We start from the raw sequence: 19,329 nt of genomic DNA, 5'->3' as shown, positions 1-19,329 counted from the left end.
TTCCTGTCTCATATCCTCTGTAGCGGTACATCTCTCAAGCAAGTACAGAAAGCTCTAAATTAACATTTTTTAACTGTACCTCGGTCCAATACTTTTTTTGATTTGCCAGGATACACTTGTTAATAGATAAAAATTAACATTTTGAAACTTTGCGTCTGTTTTAGAACGCGCAAAGCATTCAGGCCAAGTCAAAAAAGGGGTATCCCATGAGTATTGCTACTGTTGTTGCCATTACCGGTCAGGCCTTTGCCCGTGATGAAGATGGAAACCTTCGAGAGCTAAGCGTCGGGGATACCCTGCAGGAAGGCGAAACCTTGGTCACCTCGCCCAATGGCGAGGTTCAACTGGACTTTAACGATGGCCTTCCACCCACCTCCATTGGAGGGGGTGAAGAAGTTGCCATGAACGGTGATGTTGACGCAGAAAGCGCCGCGGATGAAGGCGAATCCGCCACTCAGGATGATGAGCTGGAAGCGATTCTCGCCGCCCTGGAAGATGAAGAAGGCGATATTCTTGAGCTGCTTGAAGCCACTGCAGCCGGTGGTGGCGCCGCCGGTGGTGGCGGTGGCGGCTCTGACTTTGTTCAGCTGGCACGCATCGTTGAGCCGGTTGAAGGTCTCCAATATGATTTTGATGTCGGCATAGATGGTGGCCCGACAACGGCTGAATTTTCAAGAATCGCAGCCGCCGACGTAGAAGAAGAGCCAGAAGAGTCTTCTGAAGATACAGGTGATACCACTGAGCCGGAAGAAGAGGCTGAACCCGCGCCGCTGCCTGAGCCTGCGCCTGAGCCTACCATCTCGATTGATGAGATTGGCGTGATCAATAGTGTTGATGCTGAAGAAGGCAACAACATCACTATTACGGGTTCAGTCGGTGGTGATGCCCGCGAAGGCGATACCATTACACTGACGGTGGGTGATGACACCTTTAACGGCACCGTCACGGAAGATCTGACTTACGCCATTGATGTACCGGGGAGACTGCTGGCTGAGAATGACAGTGTTGATGCAGAAGTGACCGGTACAGACGAAAACGATATCGACTACTCTGCTGAGACAAGTACTGATTACACCGTTGATCTGGAAGCCACGGCAACCATTATCATCGACACCATCACCGATGACGGTGTGATCAACGGTGAAGAAGCCGAAGGCAGCGTTACCATTACCGGTAGCGTCCGCGGCGACGCCAGTGAAGGCGATACCGTCACTCTTACCGTAGGTGAAGACACGTACACAGGTACGGTGGGTGAAGACCTGACCTACGCCATCGACGTGCCGGGCAGTGTGCTGGCCGAGAACAGTAATGTTGAAGGTGAAGTCACCGGCACCGATGAAAATGGCAATGAGTTTGCTGCTGATACTAACCGTGATTACGCCGTTGATCTGGAAGCTATTGCTACTGTGACCATCGACACCATTGCTGGTGACGACATAATCAACACTGAAGAAGCTGATCAAGAGTTCACCACCATCAGCGGTACGGTCAGTGGTGATGTCGTTGTGGGTGACACTGTCACCCTAAGCGTCAACGGAACTACCACGACGACTGATGTGCTGGAAGATGGCGATGGCAACCTGATTTACAGCACTACAGTGGCTACCGCTGACCTTCTAGCAGATAACAGCATTCAAGCCAGCGTTACAGCTACCGATGAGGCTGGTAATAGCCAGACCGCCACCGCAACGCGTGATGTTGATATCGACGCTACTCCGGCATTAACTCTGACGGTGGCAGACCCGGGCACCATCAATGAAGGCGACACCGCCACCTTTGATGTCAGCCTGAGCAACCCGGTGGATAACGCCACCACCCTGACCTTTGAGCTGGGCGGCGATATCGACGGCGACGACGTGGGGATTCCCACTGCCAGCATTGGTGGTACGGGTGTCGCGGTCACTGACAACGGTGACGGCACCTTCAGTTTCGACGTACCCGCCGGTATCACCGACGGCATCGCGATCAGCGTACCGACCAGCGATGACGATGTGTTTGAAGGGCCGGAAGCTCTCACCCTGACTGCGACTCTCAGCGGCGAGACTGCGGCAGGTAGCGCCCTCCCGGCCGACCTGACCGACACCGGCAATGCCACCCTGGTCGATGACGGCACCGGCACCCCGGATGACCCCAATGAAGAGCCGGACGACGACACCCCGGCCCTGACGGTCGCGGATGCGGGCACCATCAATGAAGGCGACACCGCCACCTTTGATGTCAGCCTGAGCAACCCGGTGGATAACGCCACCACCCTGACCTTTGAGCTGGGCGGCGATATCGATGGCGACGACGTGGAGACGCCCACGGCCAGCATTGGCGGTACGGGTGTCACGGTCACCGACAACGGTGACGGCACCTTCAGTTTCGACGTGCCCGCCGGTACCACCGACGGCATCGCGATCAGCGTACCGACCAGCGATGACGATGTGTTTGAAGGGCCGGAAGCTCTCACCCTGACTGCGACTCTCAGCGGCGAGACTGCGGCAGGTAGCGCCCTCCCGGCCGACCTGACCGACACCGGCAATGCCACCCTGGTCGATGACGGCACCGGCACCCCGGATGACCCCAATGAAGAGCCGGACGACGACACCCCGGCCCTGACGGTCGCGGATGCGGGCACCATCAATGAAGGCGACACCGCCACCTTTGATGTCAGCCTGAGCAACCCGGTGGATAACGCTACCACGCTGACCTTTGAGCTGGGCGGCGATATCGATGGCGACGACGTGGAGACGCCCACGGCCAGCATTGGCGGTACGGGTGTCACGGTCACCGACAACGGTGACGGCACCTTCAGTTTCGACGTGCCCGCCGGTACCACCGACGGCATCGCGATCAGCGTACCGACCAGCGATGACGATGTGTTTGAAGGGCCGGAAGCTCTCACCCTGACTGCGACTCTCAGCGGCGAGACTGCGGCAGGTAGCGCCCTCCCGGCCGACCTGACCGACACCGGCAATGCCACCCTGGTCGATGACGGCACCGGCACCCCGGATGACCCCAATGAAGAGCCGGACGACGACACCCCGGCCCTGACGGTCGCGGATGCGGGCACCATCAATGAAGGCGACACCGCCACCTTTGATGTCAGCCTGAGCAACCCGGTGGATAACGCTACCACGCTGACCTTTGAGCTGGGCGGCGATATCGATGGCGACGACGTGGAGACGCCCACGGCCAGCATTGGCGGTACGGGTGTCACGGTCACCGACAACGGTGACGGCACCTTCAGTTTCGACGTGCCCGCCGGTACCACCGACGGCATCGCGATCAGCGTACCGACCAGCGATGACGATGTGTTTGAAGGGCCGGAAGCTCTCACCCTGACTGCGACTCTCAGCGGCGAGACTGCGGCAGGTAGCGCCCTCCCGGCCGACCTGACCGACACCGGCAATGCCACCCTGGTCGATGACGGCACCGGCACCCCGGATGACCCCAATGAAGAGCCGGACGACGACACCCCGGCCCTGACGGTCGCGGATGCGGGCACCATCAATGAAGGCGACACCGCCACCTTTGATGTCAGCCTGAGCAACCCGGTGGATAACGCTACCACGCTGACCTTTGAGCTGGGCGGCGATATCGATGGCGACGACGTGGAGACGCCCACGGCCAGCATTGGCGGTACGGGTGTCACGGTCACCGACAACGGTGACGGCACCTTCAGTTTCGACGTGCCCGCCGGTACCACCGACGGCATCGCGATCAGCGTACCGACCAGCGATGACGATGTGTTTGAAGGGCCGGAAGCTCTCACCCTGACTGCGACTCTCAGCGGCGAGACTGCGGCAGGTAGCGCCCTCCCGGCCGACCTGACCGACACCGGCAATGCCACCCTGGTCGATGACGGCACCGGCACCCCGGATGACCCCAATGAAGAGCCGGACGACGACACCCCGGCCCTGACGGTCGCGGATGCGGGCACCATCAATGAAGGCGACACCGCCACCTTTGATGTCAGCCTGAGCAACCCGGTGGATAACGCTACCACGCTGACCTTTGAGCTGGGCGGCGATATCGATGGCGACGACGTGGAGACGCCCACCGCCAGCATTGGCGGTGCGGGTGTCGCGGTTACTGACAACGGCGACGGCACCTTCAGTTTCGACGTGCCTGCCGGTACCACCGACGGCATCGCGATCAGCGTACCGACCAGCGACGACGATGTGTTTGAAGGGCCGGAAGCTCTCACCCTGACTGCGACTCTCAGCGGCGAGACTGCGGCAGGTAGCGCCCTCCCGGCCGACCTGACCGACACCGGCAATGCCACCCTGGTCGATGACGGCACCGGCACCCCGGATGACCCCAATGAAGAGCCGGACGACGACACCCCGGCCCTGACGGTCGCGGATGCGGGCACCATCAATGAAGGCGATACCGCCACCTTTGATGTCAGCCTGAGCAACCCGGTGGATAACGCCACCACCCTGACCTTTGAGCTGGGCGGCGATATCGATGGCGACGACGTGGAGACGCCCACGGCCAGCATTGGCGGTACGGGTGTCACGGTCACCGACAACGGTGACGGCACCTTCAGTTTCGACGTGCCCGCCGGTACCACCGACGGCATCGCGATCAGCGTACCGACCAGCGATGACGATGTGTTTGAAGGGCCGGAAGCTCTCACCCTGACTGCGACTCTCAGCGGCGAGACTGCGGCAGGTAGCGCCCTCCCGGCCGACCTGACCGACACCGGCAATGCCACCCTGGTCGATGACGGCACCGGCACCCCGGATGACCCCAATGAAGAGCCGGACGACGACACCCCGGCCCTGACGGTCGCGGATGCGGGCACCATCAATGAAGGCGACACCGCCACCTTTGATGTCAGCCTGAGCAACCCGGTGGATAACGCTACCACGCTGACCTTTGAGCTGGGCGGCGATATCGATGGCGACGACGTGGAGACGCCCACGGCCAGCATTGGCGGTACGGGTGTCACGGTCACCGACAACGGTGACGGCACCTTCAGTTTCGACGTGCCCGCCGGTACCACCGACGGCATCGCGATCAGCGTACCGACCAGCGATGACGATGTGTTTGAAGGGCCGGAAGCTCTCACCCTGACTGCGACTCTCAGCGGCGAGACTGCGGCAGGTAGCGCCCTCCCGGCCGACCTGACCGACACCGGCAATGCCACCCTGGTCGATGACGGCACCGGCACCCCGGATGACCCCAATGAAGAGCCGGACGACGACACCCCGGCCCTGACGGTCGCGGATGCGGGCACCATCAATGAAGGCGACACCGCCACCTTTGATGTCAGCCTGAGCAACCCGGTGGATAACGCTACCACGCTGACCTTTGAGCTGGGCGGCGATATCGATGGCGACGACGTGGAGACGCCCACGGCCAGCATTGGCGGTACGGGTGTCACGGTCACCGACAACGGTGACGGCACCTTCAGTTTCGACGTGCCCGCCGGTACCACCGACGGCATCGCGATCAGCGTACCGACCAGCGATGACGATGTGTTTGAAGGGCCGGAAGCTCTCACCCTGACTGCGACTCTCAGCGGCGAGACTGCGGCAGGTAGCGCCCTCCCGGCCGACCTGACCGACACCGGCAATGCCACCCTGGTCGATGACGGCACCGGCACCCCGGATGACCCCAATGAAGAGCCGGACGACGACACCCCGGCCCTGACGGTCGCGGATGCGGGCACCATCAATGAAGGCGACACCGCCACCTTTGATGTCAGCCTGAGCAACCCGGTGGATAACGCTACCACGCTGACCTTTGAGCTGGGCGGCGATATCGATGGCGACGACGTGGAGACGCCCACGGCCAGCATTGGCGGTACGGGTGTCACGGTCACCGACAACGGTGACGGCACCTTCAGTTTCGACGTGCCCGCCGGTACCACCGACGGCATCGCGATCAGCGTACCGACCAGCGATGACGATGTGTTTGAAGGGCCGGAAGCTCTCACCCTGACTGCGACTCTCAGCGGCGAGACTGCGGCAGGTAGCGCCCTCCCGGCCGACCTGACCGACACCGGCAATGCCACCCTGGTCGATGACGGCACCGGCACCCCGGATGACCCCAATGAAGAGCCGGACGACGACACCCCGGCCCTGACGGTCGCGGATGCGGGCACCATCAATGAAGGCGACACCGCCACCTTTGATGTCAGCCTGAGCAACCCGGTGGATAACGCTACCACGCTGACCTTTGAGCTGGGCGGCGATATCGATGGCGACGACGTGGAGACGCCCACGGCCAGCATTGGCGGTACGGGTGTCACGGTCACCGACAACGGTGACGGCACCTTCAGTTTCGACGTGCCCGCCGGTACCACCGACGGCATCGCGATCAGCGTACCGACCAGCGATGACGATGTGTTTGAAGGGCCGGAAGCTCTCACCCTGACTGCGACTCTCAGCGGCGAGACTGCGGCAGGTAGCGCCCTCCCGGCCGACCTGACCGACACCGGCAATGCCACCCTGGTCGATGACGGCACCGGCACCCCGGATGACCCCAATGAAGAGCCGGACGACGACACCCCGGCCCTGACGGTCGCGGATGCGGGCACCATCAATGAAGGCGATACCGCCACCTTTGATGTCAGCCTGAGCAACCCGGTGGATAACGCTACCACGCTGACCTTTGAGCTGGGCGGCGATATCGATGGCGACGACGTGGAGACGCCCACGGCCAGCATTGGCGGTACGGGTGTCACGGTCACCGACAACGCTGACGGCACCTTCAGTTTCGACGTGCCCGCCGGTACCACCGACGGCATCGCGATCAGCGTACCGACCAGCGATGACGATGTGTTTGAAGGGCCGGAAGCTCTCACTCTGACTGCCACCTTGAGTGGTGAGACTGCTGCCGGTAATGTCCTGCCAGACGGCATCACTGATAGTGGGGATGCCACCCTGGTGGATGACGGCACCGGCACCCCGGATGACCCCAATGAAGAGCCGGACGACGATACCCCGGCCCTGACGGTCGCCGATGCAGGCACCATCAATGAAGGCGATACCGCCACCTTTGATGTCAGCCTGAGCAACCCGGTGGACAACGCCACTACCCTGACCTTTGAGTTGGGCGGCGATATCGATGGCGACGACGTGGAAACGCCCACTGCCAGCATTGGCGGTACGGGTGTCGCGGTCACTGACAACGGTGGCGGCACCTTCAGTTTCGACGTGCCCGCCGGTACCACCGACGGCATCGCGATCAGCGTACCGACCAGCGATGACGATGTGTTTGAAGGGCCGGAAGCTCTCACCCTGACTGCGACTCTCAGCGGCGAGACTGCGGCAGGTAGCGCCCTCCCGGCCGACCTGACCGACACCGGCAATGCCACCCTGGTCGATGACGGCACCGGCACCCCGGATGACCCCAATGAAGAGCCGGACGACGACACCCCGGCCCTGACGGTCGCGGATGCGGGCACCATCAATGAAGGCGACACCGCCACCTTTGATGTCAGCCTGAGCAACCCGGTGGATAACGCCACCACCCTGACCTTTGAGCTGGGCGGCGATATCGATGGCGACGACGTGGAGACGCCCACGGCCAGCATTGGCGGTACGGGTGTCACGGTCACCGACAACGGTGACGGCACCTTCAGTTTCGACGTGCCCGCCGGTACCACCGACGGCATCGCGATCAGCGTACCGACCAGCGATGACGATGTGTTTGAAGGGCCGGAAGCTCTCACCCTGACTGCGACTCTCAGCGGCGAGACTGCGGCAGGTAGCGCCCTCCCGGCCGACCTGACCGACACCGGCAATGCCACCCTGGTCGATGACGGCACCGGCACCCCGGATGACCCCAATGAAGAGCCGGACGACGACACCCCGGCCCTGACGGTCGCGGATGCGGGCACCATCAATGAAGGCGACACCGCCACCTTTGATGTCAGCCTGAGCAACCCGGTGGATAACGCTACCACGCTGACCTTTGAGCTGGGCGGCGATATCGATGGCGACGACGTGGAGACGCCCACGGCCAGCATTGGCGGTACGGGTGTCACGGTCACCGACAACGGTGACGGCACCTTCAGTTTCGACGTGCCCGCCGGTACCACCGACGGCATCGCGATCAGCGTACCGACCAGCGATGACGATGTGTTTGAAGGGCCGGAAGCTCTCACCCTGACTGCGACTCTCAGCGGCGAGACTGCGGCAGGTAGCGCCCTCCCGGCCGACCTGACCGACACCGGCAATGCCACCCTGGTCGATGACGGCACCGGCACCCCGGATGACCCCAATGAAGAGCCGGACGACGACACCCCGGCCCTGACGGTCGCGGATGCGGGCACCATCAATGAAGGCGACACCGCCACCTTTGATGTCAGCCTGAGCAACCCGGTGGATAACGCTACCACGCTGACCTTTGAGCTGGGCGGCGATATCGATGGCGACGACGTGGAGACGCCCACGGCCAGCATTGGCGGTACGGGTGTCACGGTCACCGACAACGGTGACGGCACCTTCAGTTTCGACGTGCCCGCCGGTACCACCGACGGCATCGCGATCAGCGTACCGACCAGCGATGACGATGTGTTTGAAGGGCCGGAAGCTCTCACCCTGACTGCGACTCTCAGCGGCGAGACTGCGGCAGGTAGCGCCCTCCCGGCCGACCTGACCGACACCGGCAATGCCACCCTGGTCGATGACGGCACCGGCACCCCGGATGACCCCAATGAAGAGCCGGACGACGACACCCCGGCCCTGACGGTCGCGGATGCGGGCACCATCAATGAAGGCGATACCGCCACCTTTGATGTCAGCCTGAGCAACCCGGTGGATAACGCTACCACGCTGACCTTTGAGCTGGGCGGCGATATCGATGGCGACGACGTGGAGACGCCCACGGCCAGCATTGGCGGTACGGGTGTCACGGTCACCGACAACGGTGACGGCACCTTCAGTTTCGACGTGCCCGCCGGTACCACCGACGGCATCGCGATCAGCGTACCGACCAGCGATGACGATGTGTTTGAAGGGCCGGAAGCTCTCACCCTGACTGCGACTCTCAGCGGCGAGACTGCGGCAGGTAGCGCCCTCCCGGCCGACCTGACCGACACCGGCAATGCCACCCTGGTCGATGACGGCACCGGCACCCCGGATGACCCCAATGAAGAGCCGGACGACGACACCCCGGCCCTGACGGTCGCGGATGCGGGCACCATCAATGAAGGCGACACCGCCACCTTTGATGTCAGCCTGAGCAACCCGGTGGATAACGCTACCACGCTGACCTTTGAGCTGGGCGGCGATATCGATGGCGACGACGTGGAGACGCCCACGGCCAGCATTGGCGGTACGGGTGTCACGGTCACCGACAACGGTGACGGCACCTTCAGTTTCGACGTGCCCGCCGGTACCACCGACGGCATCGCGATCAGCGTACCGACCAGCGATGACGATGTGTTTGAAGGGCCGGAAGCTCTCACCCTGACTGCGACTCTCAGCGGCGAGACTGCGGCAGGTAGCGCCCTCCCGGCCGACCTGACCGACACCGGCAATGCCACCCTGGTCGATGACGGCACCGGCACCCCGGATGACCCCAATGAAGAGCCGGACGACGACACCCCGGCCCTGACGGTCGCGGATGCGGGCACCATCAATGAAGGCGATACCGCCACCTTTGATGTCAGCCTGAGCAACCCGGTGGATAACGCTACCACGCTGACCTTTGAGCTGGGCGGCGATATCGATGGCGACGACGTGGAGACGCCCACGGCCAGCATTGGCGGTACGGGTGTCACGGTCACCGACAACGCTGACGGCACCTTCAGTTTCGACGTGCCCGCCGGTACCACCGACGGCATCGCGATCAGCGTACCGACCAGCGATGACGATGTGTTTGAAGGGCCGGAAGCTCTCACTCTGACTGCCACCTTGAGTGGTGAGACTGCTGCCGGTAATGTCCTGCCAGACGGCATCACTGATAGTGGGGATGCCACCCTGGTGGATGACGGCACCGGCACCCCGGATGACCCCAATGAAGAGCCGGACGACGATACCCCGGCCCTGACGGTCGCCGATGCAGGCACCATCAATGAAGGCGATACCGCCACCTTTGATGTCAGCCTGAGCAACCCGGTGGACAACGCCACTACCCTGACCTTTGAGTTGGGCGGCGATATCGATGGCGACGACGTGGAAACGCCCACTGCCAGCATTGGCGGTACGGGTGTCGCGGTCACTGACAACGGTGGCGGCACCTTCAGTTTCGACGTGCCCGCCGGTACCACCGACGGCATCGCGATCAGCGTACCGACCAGCGATGACGATGTGTTTGAAGGGCCGGAAGCTCTCACCCTGACTGCGACTCTCAGCGGCGAGACTGCGGCAGGTAGCGCCCTCCCGGCCGACCTGACCGACACCGGCAATGCCACCCTGGTCGATGACGGCACCGGCACCCCGGATGACCCCAATGAAGAGCCGGACGACGACACCCCGGCCCTGACGGTCGCGGATGCGGGCACCATCAATGAAGGCGACACCGCCACCTTTGATGTCAGCCTGAGCAACCCGGTGGATAACGCTACCACGCTGACCTTTGAGCTGGGCGGCGATATCGATGGCGACGACGTGGAGACGCCCACGGCCAGCATTGGCGGTACGGGTGTCACGGTCACCGACAACGGTGACGGCACCTTCAGTTTCGACGTGCCCGCCGGTACCACCGACGGCATCGCGATCAGCGTACCGACCAGCGATGACGATGTGTTTGAAGGGCCGGAAGCTCTCACCCTGACTGCGACTCTCAGCGGCGAGACTGCGGCAGGTAGCGCCCTCCCGGCCGACCTGACCGACACCGGCAATGCCACCCTGGTCGATGACGGCACCGGCACCCCGGATGACCCCAATGAAGAGCCGGACGACGACACCCCGGCCCTGACGGTCGCGGATGCGGGCACCATCAATGAAGGCGACACCGCCACCTTTGATGTCAGCCTGAGCAACCCGGTGGATAACGCTACCACGCTGACCTTTGAGCTGGGCGGCGATATCGATGGCGACGACGTGGAGACGCCCACGGCCAGCATTGGCGGTACGGGTGTCACGGTCACCGACAACGGTGACGGCACCTTCAGTTTCGACGTGCCCGCCGGTACCACCGACGGCATCGCGATCAGCGTACCGACCAGCGATGACGATGTGTTTGAAGGGCCGGAAGCTCTCACCCTGACTGCGACTCTCAGCGGCGAGACTGCGGCAGGTAGCGCCCTCCCGGCCGACCTGACCGACACCGGCAATGCCACCCTGGTCGATGACGGCACCGGCACCCCGGATGACCCCAATGAAGAGCCGGACGACGACACCCCGGCCCTGACGGTCGCGGATGCGGGCACCATCAATGAAGGCGACACCGCCACCTTTGATGTCAGCCTGAGCAACCCGGTGGATAACGCTACCACGCTGACCTTTGAGCTGGGCGGCGATATCGATGGCGACGACGTGGAGACGCCCACGGCCAGCATTGGCGGTACGGGTGTCACGGTCACCGACAACGGTGACGGCACCTTCAGTTTCGACGTGCCCGCCGGTACCACCGACGGCATCGCGATCAGCATACCGACCAGCGATGACGATGTGTTTGAAGGGCGGGAAGATCTCACCCTGACTGCGACTCTCAGCGGCGAGACTGCTGCGGGTAATACCCTGCCAGGCGGCATCACTGACACCGGCAATGCCACCCTGGTCGATGAAAACCCAATTGTTGAAGTGACTACGTCAGTTGAGGGATTGTCACTAACGACTAGCGATGCGGAGCTCGTCGATAGCGATAGTGTTCGGCTAGGTAATATCTTCAGTTACGACGAAACGAATTACGAAGATGATGGAGTAGAGAGCACCTCTTCTTGGAGCTATTCTCTGAGCTTGGTAGAAAATGCCACTACAAATCTTACTAGTGGTGGCAACACTATTAGCTTGGACGTGGATGCAAGTAACGGAGATATCGTCGGTATCGCGGGTGATGACGAAGTGTTCCGCATCAGCCTGAGCGAAGATAGTGAAGGGAACGATATAGTCCAGCTGACTCAAAGCAGTGCGATTGATCACGTTACAGAAAATGAAAGTGGCGCTGATGTTGAACAGTTGCTGCTTGAAAGTGGGTTGGTAAATCTCACAGGCACAGTCACTGTTGAGTACGACAACGGTTACACCACAAGTGAAAGTGGAGACATTGATCTAGGTAGTGTTGTTGCTTTCAATGATGATGTGCCGAGCGCCAGCGTTGGCACGATCGACCTGAGCAGTCTCGAGTTGAGTACTGACGATACTGATACGCGTAGCGATGGCACATCCGTGGCCACTGGTAGCGTAGCGAGCCTCTTTGAAGGCGCGGTAACCGCTGCGTATGGCGCCGACGGTGCTGGCAGCACCGTGATTGACGGCTATGCCCTGACGCTGAACGACAGTATTGACACCAGCGGTATCACCAGCGGCGGCACCCCGGTGGCCTTCGACCTTGACGCTGACAGCGGGGTCATTACCGGCACGATTGATGGTGGCAGTACGGACGTACTGCGCATTGAGGTTGACGCGGCCAGCGGTACCGTGACCGTAACCCAGTCAGCCCCACTGGATCATCCGGACCAGGGCGCAGACAGCCTCAACCTGCCTGCGGGTCTGGTGGGCGTCAGTGCCGATGTAGCGGTGACCGACAGCGATGGCGACACCGTTACCGATAGTCTGAGCGCCGACCTGAGCGGTGTGATCACGGTGGTGGATGACACCCCGTCCCTGGCTCAGGATGCCCTAGACGCCTTCAGCCTGAGCTTCAGTGTTGATGAAGCAGGGCTGACTACCAATGGTAGTGTGAGTGACCGGGCGGACGTGCGCGCAGCGATCAACAAGGCGGGGCTGATCAACTACGGGGCCGATGAGAAGCAGGATGACAGCCTGACGCTGCGCCTGAACCTGAGCGAGGACGGCGCGGCCTCAGGGCTGTTTGCGCTGGACGCTGACAGCACTGAGGCAGGCGACGCCATCCTGCTGCGCACGAACACTGACGGCGCGATCGAAGGCTACACCGCTGACGGTGGTGTCTACTTCACCCTTGAGCTGGACGGTGATGCGCTGGTATTCACCCAGGCGCAAGCGATCTGGCACGAGGACGCCCAGGAAACGCTGAGCCTGGCAGATGACGTGCTGACCCTGGCCTTCACCGGCACCGACGGTGACGGCGATACCGTCGAGGGGGCGATTGATCTGGGCGCCGCCGCGACCTTCGCCATCAATGACGACGGTCCGACGCTGGACGATGCTGCCCTGGAGGGCGTTGAGCTGGCCTTCAGCGTGGATGAAGCGGGGCTGGTGGAGAACGACACGGTCAGCGATAGCGTTGACGTGCGCGCAGCGATCAACACGGCGGGGCTGATCAACTACGGGGCCGATGAGAAGCAGGATGACAGCCTGACGCTGCGCCTGAACCTGAGCGAGGACGGCGCGGCCTCAGGGCTGTTTGCGCTGGACGCTGACAGCACTGAGGCAGGCGATGCCATCCTGCTGCGCACGAACACTGACGGTGCGATCGAAGGCTACACCGCTGACGGTGGTGTCTACTTCACCCTTGAGCTGGACGGTGATGCGCTGGTATTCACCCAGGCGCAAGCGATCTGGCACGAGGACGCCCAGGAAACGCTGAGCCTGGCAGATGACGTGCTGACCCTGGCCTTCACCGGCACTGACGGTGACGGCGATACCGTCGAGGGGGCGATTGATCTGGGTGGGGCAGCGACCTTTGCCATCAATGACGACGTGCCGACGCTGGACGGTGATGCCCTGGAGGGCGTTGAGCTGGCCTTCAGCGTGGATGAAGCGGGGCTGGTGGAGAACGACACGGTCAGCGATAGCGTTGACGTGCGCGCGGCGATCAACACGGCGGGGCTGATCAACTACGGCGCCGATGAGAAGCAGGATGACAGCCTGACGCTGAGTCTGAGCCTGAGTACAGAAGATGTTAATTCAGGACTGTCTGCGCTGGATGCTGACAGCACTGAGGCAGGCGATGCCATCCTGCTGCGCACGAACACTGACGGCGCGATCGAAGGCTACACCGCTGACGGAGGTGTCTACTTCACCCTTGAGCTGGACGGTGACGCGCTGGTATTCACCCAGGCGCAAGCGATCTGGCACGAGGACGCCCAGGAAACGCTGAGCCTGGCAGATGACGTGCTGACCCTGGCCTTCACCGGCACTGACGGTGACGGCGATACCGTCGAGGGGGCGATTGATCTGGGTGGGGCAGCGACCTTCGCCATCAATGACGACGGTCCGACGCTGGACGATGCTGCCCTGGAGGGCGTTGAGCTGGCCTTCAGCGTGGATGAAGCGGGGCTGGTGGAGAACGACACGGTCAGCGATAGCGTTGACGTGCGCGCAGCGATCAACACGGCGGGGCTGATCAACTACGGGGCCGATGAGAAGCAGGATGACAGCCTGACGCTGCGCCTGAACCTGAGCGAGGACGGCGCGGCCTCAGGGCTGTTTGCGCTGGACGCTGACAGCACTGAGGCAGGCGATGCCATCCTGCTGCGCACGAACACTGACGGCGCGATCGAAGGCTACACCGCTGAGGGAGGTGTCTACTTCACCCTTGAGCTGGACGGTGATGCGCTGGTATTCACCCAGGCGCAAGCGATCTGGCACGAGGACGCCCAGGAAACGCTGAGCCTGGCGGATGACGTGCTGACCCTGGCCTTCACCGGCACCGACGGTGACGGCGATACCGTCGAGGGGGCGATTGATCTGGGTGGGGCAGCGACCTTCGCCATCAATGACGACGTGCCGACGCTGGACGGTGATGCCCTGGGTGACTTTGAGCTGGCCTTCAGCGTGGATGAAGCGGGGCTGGTGGAGAACGACACGGTCAGCGATAACGTTGACGTGCGCGCGGCGATCAACACGGCGGGGCTGATCAACTACGGGGCCGATGACAAGCAGGATGACAGCCTGACGCTGAGTCTGAGCCTGAGTACAGAAGATGTTAATTCAGGACTGTCTGCGCTGGACGCTGACAGCACTGAGGCAGGCGATGCCATCCTGCTGCGCACGAACACTAACGGCGCGATCGAAGGCTACACCGCTGACGGTGGTGTCTACTTCACCCTTGAGCTGGACGGTGATGCGCTGGTATTCACCCAGGCGCAAGCGGTCTGGCACGAGGACGCCCAGGAAACGCTGAGCCTGACAGATAACGTGCTGACACTGGCCTTCACCGGCACCGACGGTGACGGCGATACCGTCGAGGGGGCGATTGATCTGGGCGGGGCAGCGACCTTTGCCATCAATGACGAGGGTCCTAGTATTGATGCTAATACTGATCTTAATGATCTTATAGTTGATGAATCTAATATTGGAGACTCTGAGCATGCAAGTACCGCCGACTTCTCTAAATCTTTAACTATTGGATCTGAGACTTTTGGTGCTGATGGGGCGGGTAGTATTACATATGATTTACGCATAGATTCTGCTAATTCACCCTCAGGGCTACATGCTTTAGATAGCAATAGTCCCGATGGTAAAGGAAGTGAGATTTTACTTAACAGAACTACAAACGATAACGATGGTGTTACTGAAATAACGGGTAGTGCTGATAATAACGATTACTTTAAGATCACAATAAATTCAGCGACAGGTAAAGTAAAACTTGAGCAGTTGCGCGCGATTTGGCATGAAAAAGATAGCGATAATGACGAGTCGGTGACAATTGACAGCAATGCAATTGACTTCCGAATCACCGTTGAAGATGGCGATGGTGACAGAATAAGTTCTCTTACCTCTGTTGGTAGTAAATTCAAGTTCTTAGACGACGTGCCGGCGGTAGAAATTGGCGATCAACCAAATAGCGTGGCGGAAGATGCCAGCAACCCAATTAGTGGTGATATCACGATCACCGAAGGCGCGGATCAGGATGCCACGTTGGCAATCACCTTATCAGAAGGCTCACTGAACGATACCTTGAACTTCACCCTGGATGGCACTGCAGCGAGCCAGAGTGCCACGGTGACGGTAGACGGTGAAGATCTGGGTGCTCTGACGTTTGACGTAGCAGCCAACGGTGATGTGAGCTGGTCCTTCGCTCCTAACGCAGTGGACAACAGTGGTGGAGATCCAAGTTTCACCTTTGATGCCACAGTCACGGATGCTGACGGTGACGAGCGTAGCGACAGTCATACGGTTACTGTTACAGCGGGCGATGCGCCACAGGATATTGATTCGGTTGAACTCTCGGTGAGTGAGGCCAATTTGCCGCAGGGCTCATCGCCCGAGGCGAGTGCGTTGACCAGCAGTCAGAACCTGGCTTTCACAGCTGGTTCGGATGCCTTCACCAGCATCGTGTTTGGCACCAATCTGAATACCCTGGTAAGTGATAGCGATACGGTGAATGCAGACGAGGAGATCACCTGGTCCCGCGCCAGCGATACTCAGATTACCGGTAGTGTTGACGGTACAGTGGCTGTGACACTGAATCTGACGAATGTCGACGCGTCAGCAGGCACGGTCACCGTCGAGATGGTGCTGTCGGATACGGTGCCGCATGAGTTCGGTGACGATCTGGCGACTGAGCTCAATCTGGGATCCATCAACGTGGTAGCCACTGATGTGGACGGACGCGGGGCGACCGGGATGGTGAACCTGGAAGTCATTGATGACACCCCCCTCGATTTCACCCCCGATGCAGCTCGTCTTGAGAATGGTTTTACCGGCCATATCAACTTTTCAGCAGTGGCAGGGGCTGATGGTGTTGGTGCCGTGGCTTTTACCGTTACAGATGGATCTAATGTTACTGATAAAAGCAATAACCAGCTTTACCTCAATGGAGAGAAGTTAACCTATCGTCTTGAAGATTCGACAAGTGACGGTCGCTCTGATGTGCTGGTCGCTGAAAATAGCAGCGGTAAGGTTGGCTTCAAAATCACCTTGGATCCGGCTAATGACACCTATTCCGTTTCTAATGTGGGTGATATCTACACTCAAGATACATTTGGGTTTAATTTGGTTGGCTTCAGTGGAGGCAATGAACCCTTGTACGCTCTGGATTCAACGAATGTAGGTGCGTCAGAAGGTACGCTGATTTCAACGGAAAATGGCGATACTTTGAACACCAGTTCAAGCCGGGGCTTGGGTATATCCGATGCACAAAGCTTCAAGCAAGGTGAGTTGGCACGTTTCAATTTTGTAGATGAGTTAACATTGAATGTCGACGATGCCGCTTGGATTCGTAATGTCTCGGCGACCCAGTTCTCACAGCAGGTCAGTACTTCAACCGGGGGCAGCAATACTGCCAATCTGACTATACGAGCCTATAAAGACGTTACTGCTTTCTCGGACGGTGGAGAGGGTAATCTAATTGGAGCCGGTAACCTGGTAGGATTGACTAGTGCCAATATCATCGTTTCGAATAGTAGTGGTGATGTTGTCACTCCTGGTACGAATGGATTATCCGTCAATGCGAATTCATCAGGTGAAATCAGTATTGACGGTATGCAAGATGGGTGGACGTTTGAGATTGATTCGGCAACGCCTTTCCAAGCGGTTGAGGTGGAGGGTGCGTCAGGAACCGGTACCTTTAACTTGGATAACTACAGCTACGGCGGCATTGACTTTGCTGTTGCTAATGGCGTCGAGTTGGATTTGGTAGGTGTTGACGACGATGGTGATACAGCGTCTGGAAGTCTGGATGTGGATACACCAGAGCCTTCGGCCTTGTTGGTGGGTAATAACTCGAATAACCAGTTGACTGGGGATGCAGGTAACGACGTTATCATTGGCGACCTGGGTGGCAAGGTCACGATTATTGAGCCGGGGCAGAATTACAATATCTCTATTATTGTAGATACTTCGGGTAGTATGGATAATGCGTCGGGTACAGATAATTTAAGCCGTATTGCTCTTGCCAAACAAGCATTGGAGAACTTGGCTAACCAATTGAAAGATCATGACGGAAATATCAATGTGCAGTTGGTGCCCTTTGCCAGAGTTGTAGATACAGAGAATGAGATCATAATCAACAATCTCAACGCTGACAATGTACAGAATCTTATTGATGCAATTGATGGGCTTGATGCAAATGGCGGTACCAACTATATGGCAGGCTTTAAGGAAGCGTCTGAGTGGTTTAATCAACAGAATGACGAACCTAACGCTTCTGGCTTCAAGAACGTGTCTTATTTCTTGACGGACGGTGATCCAACTTATTACTTCGATTCGTCTGGTTCAGTCCAAGGGCCTGGCAGCTCAACTAATTATGATGTATTTGATGCTTCTGTTAATAGCTTTACATCACTGTCAGCACTGAGTGGAGTAAATGCTATTGGGGTTGGCGCCGGAGTAACGGAAGACTACCTAAGGTTCTTTGATAACACTGATAGCGATGGCACAGGTACTGAGTCCTTCGGAAACCTCATCGTTTCTGGACCTGTCGGTGAAGTCAATATCGTTAACACGGCAACTGATCTGGCTGCGGCGCTAGAAGGTGGCTCTCGAAGTGAAGAGCTTGCCGCTTTGGGTGATGACACTCTGATCGGCGGTGATGGCGACGATATTCTCTTTGGGGATACGGTCAACAGTGATCATCTGGAATGGACGAATGGCAATAATGAGGTCTTTAATGCTGGTGATCATGATGGCCTTGGGTATCTTGGTCTGATTGAATATCTCACCTGGGCAGTCAATAACGGTGATACTCCGAGCGAATCACAAATCAAAGATTATGTTCGTAATAATCTGGAAGATCTAGTTGACTCCAACCGCTCAGAAGGTGGTAATAACACCTTAGGTGGATGGGAAGGTAATGACATTCTGGTCGGTGGTGCTAGTGACGATGATATAACTGGCGGTGCAGGAGACGACATCCTCTTTGGCGGTGCGGGAGCAGATACCTTTATCTGGAATTTGGGAGATGAAGGTACCGACGCCAACCCGGCCAACGATATCGTTAAGGACTTCCAGCAAGGAGAGTTTGGCACGGATGCTGATGCTGACCGACTGGATCTCGCTGAACTTCTTGATGGAGAGGATCAAGGCAATATTGACAGCCATATCTTTGCCGAACAGGACGGAAGCGACTTGGTATTGCATATCAGTTCAACTGGACAGTTGAATGGTAGTGATGGCGTAGGCGCTGACCAGAAAGTGACGCTTGAAGGCAAGTCGTTCAATGATTTTGGTGTCACTGCTGGAGATACTCAGGACTTGATCACCAAGCTGATAGATAAAGGTCAGTTGGATATCGATTAAACTGACGTTATAAGCTAACCCCGCCCCGCTTGGCTTGCCCGGCGGGGTTTTTGTTCTTCACCCAAAGAACAGGCAGCGTTGTGCCATCAAAGCCTTTAAGATAATGAATAAA

General features: G+C 59.3%; 1 protein-coding gene. It reads left to right on the top strand.

Features of this window, described 5'->3' with window-relative positions; genetic code table 11:
* The first annotated feature begins 206 nt into the window (after nucleotides 1–206).
* The gene (locus OR573_14060) at nucleotides 207–19,217 is read left to right on the top strand and encodes a DUF5801 domain-containing protein (GenBank protein ID XGA79600.1); all 19,011 of its coding nucleotides are present in this window, start codon (nucleotides 207–209) and stop codon (nucleotides 19,215–19,217) included.
* The last annotated feature ends 112 nt before the right edge of the window (nucleotides 19,218–19,329 follow it).

The organism is Halomonas sp. CH40 (genome assembly GCA_041875495.1).
Lineage (GTDB): Bacteria > Pseudomonadota > Gammaproteobacteria > Pseudomonadales > Halomonadaceae > Vreelandella.
This window is presented reverse-complemented; position numbering and strand designations above follow the sequence as displayed.

Coding starts and splice junctions, on each gene's coding strand:
- OR573_14060 (XGA79600.1), top strand. CDS start 207: ATGAGTATTGCTACTGTTGTTGCCATTACCGGTCAGGCCTTTGCCCGT.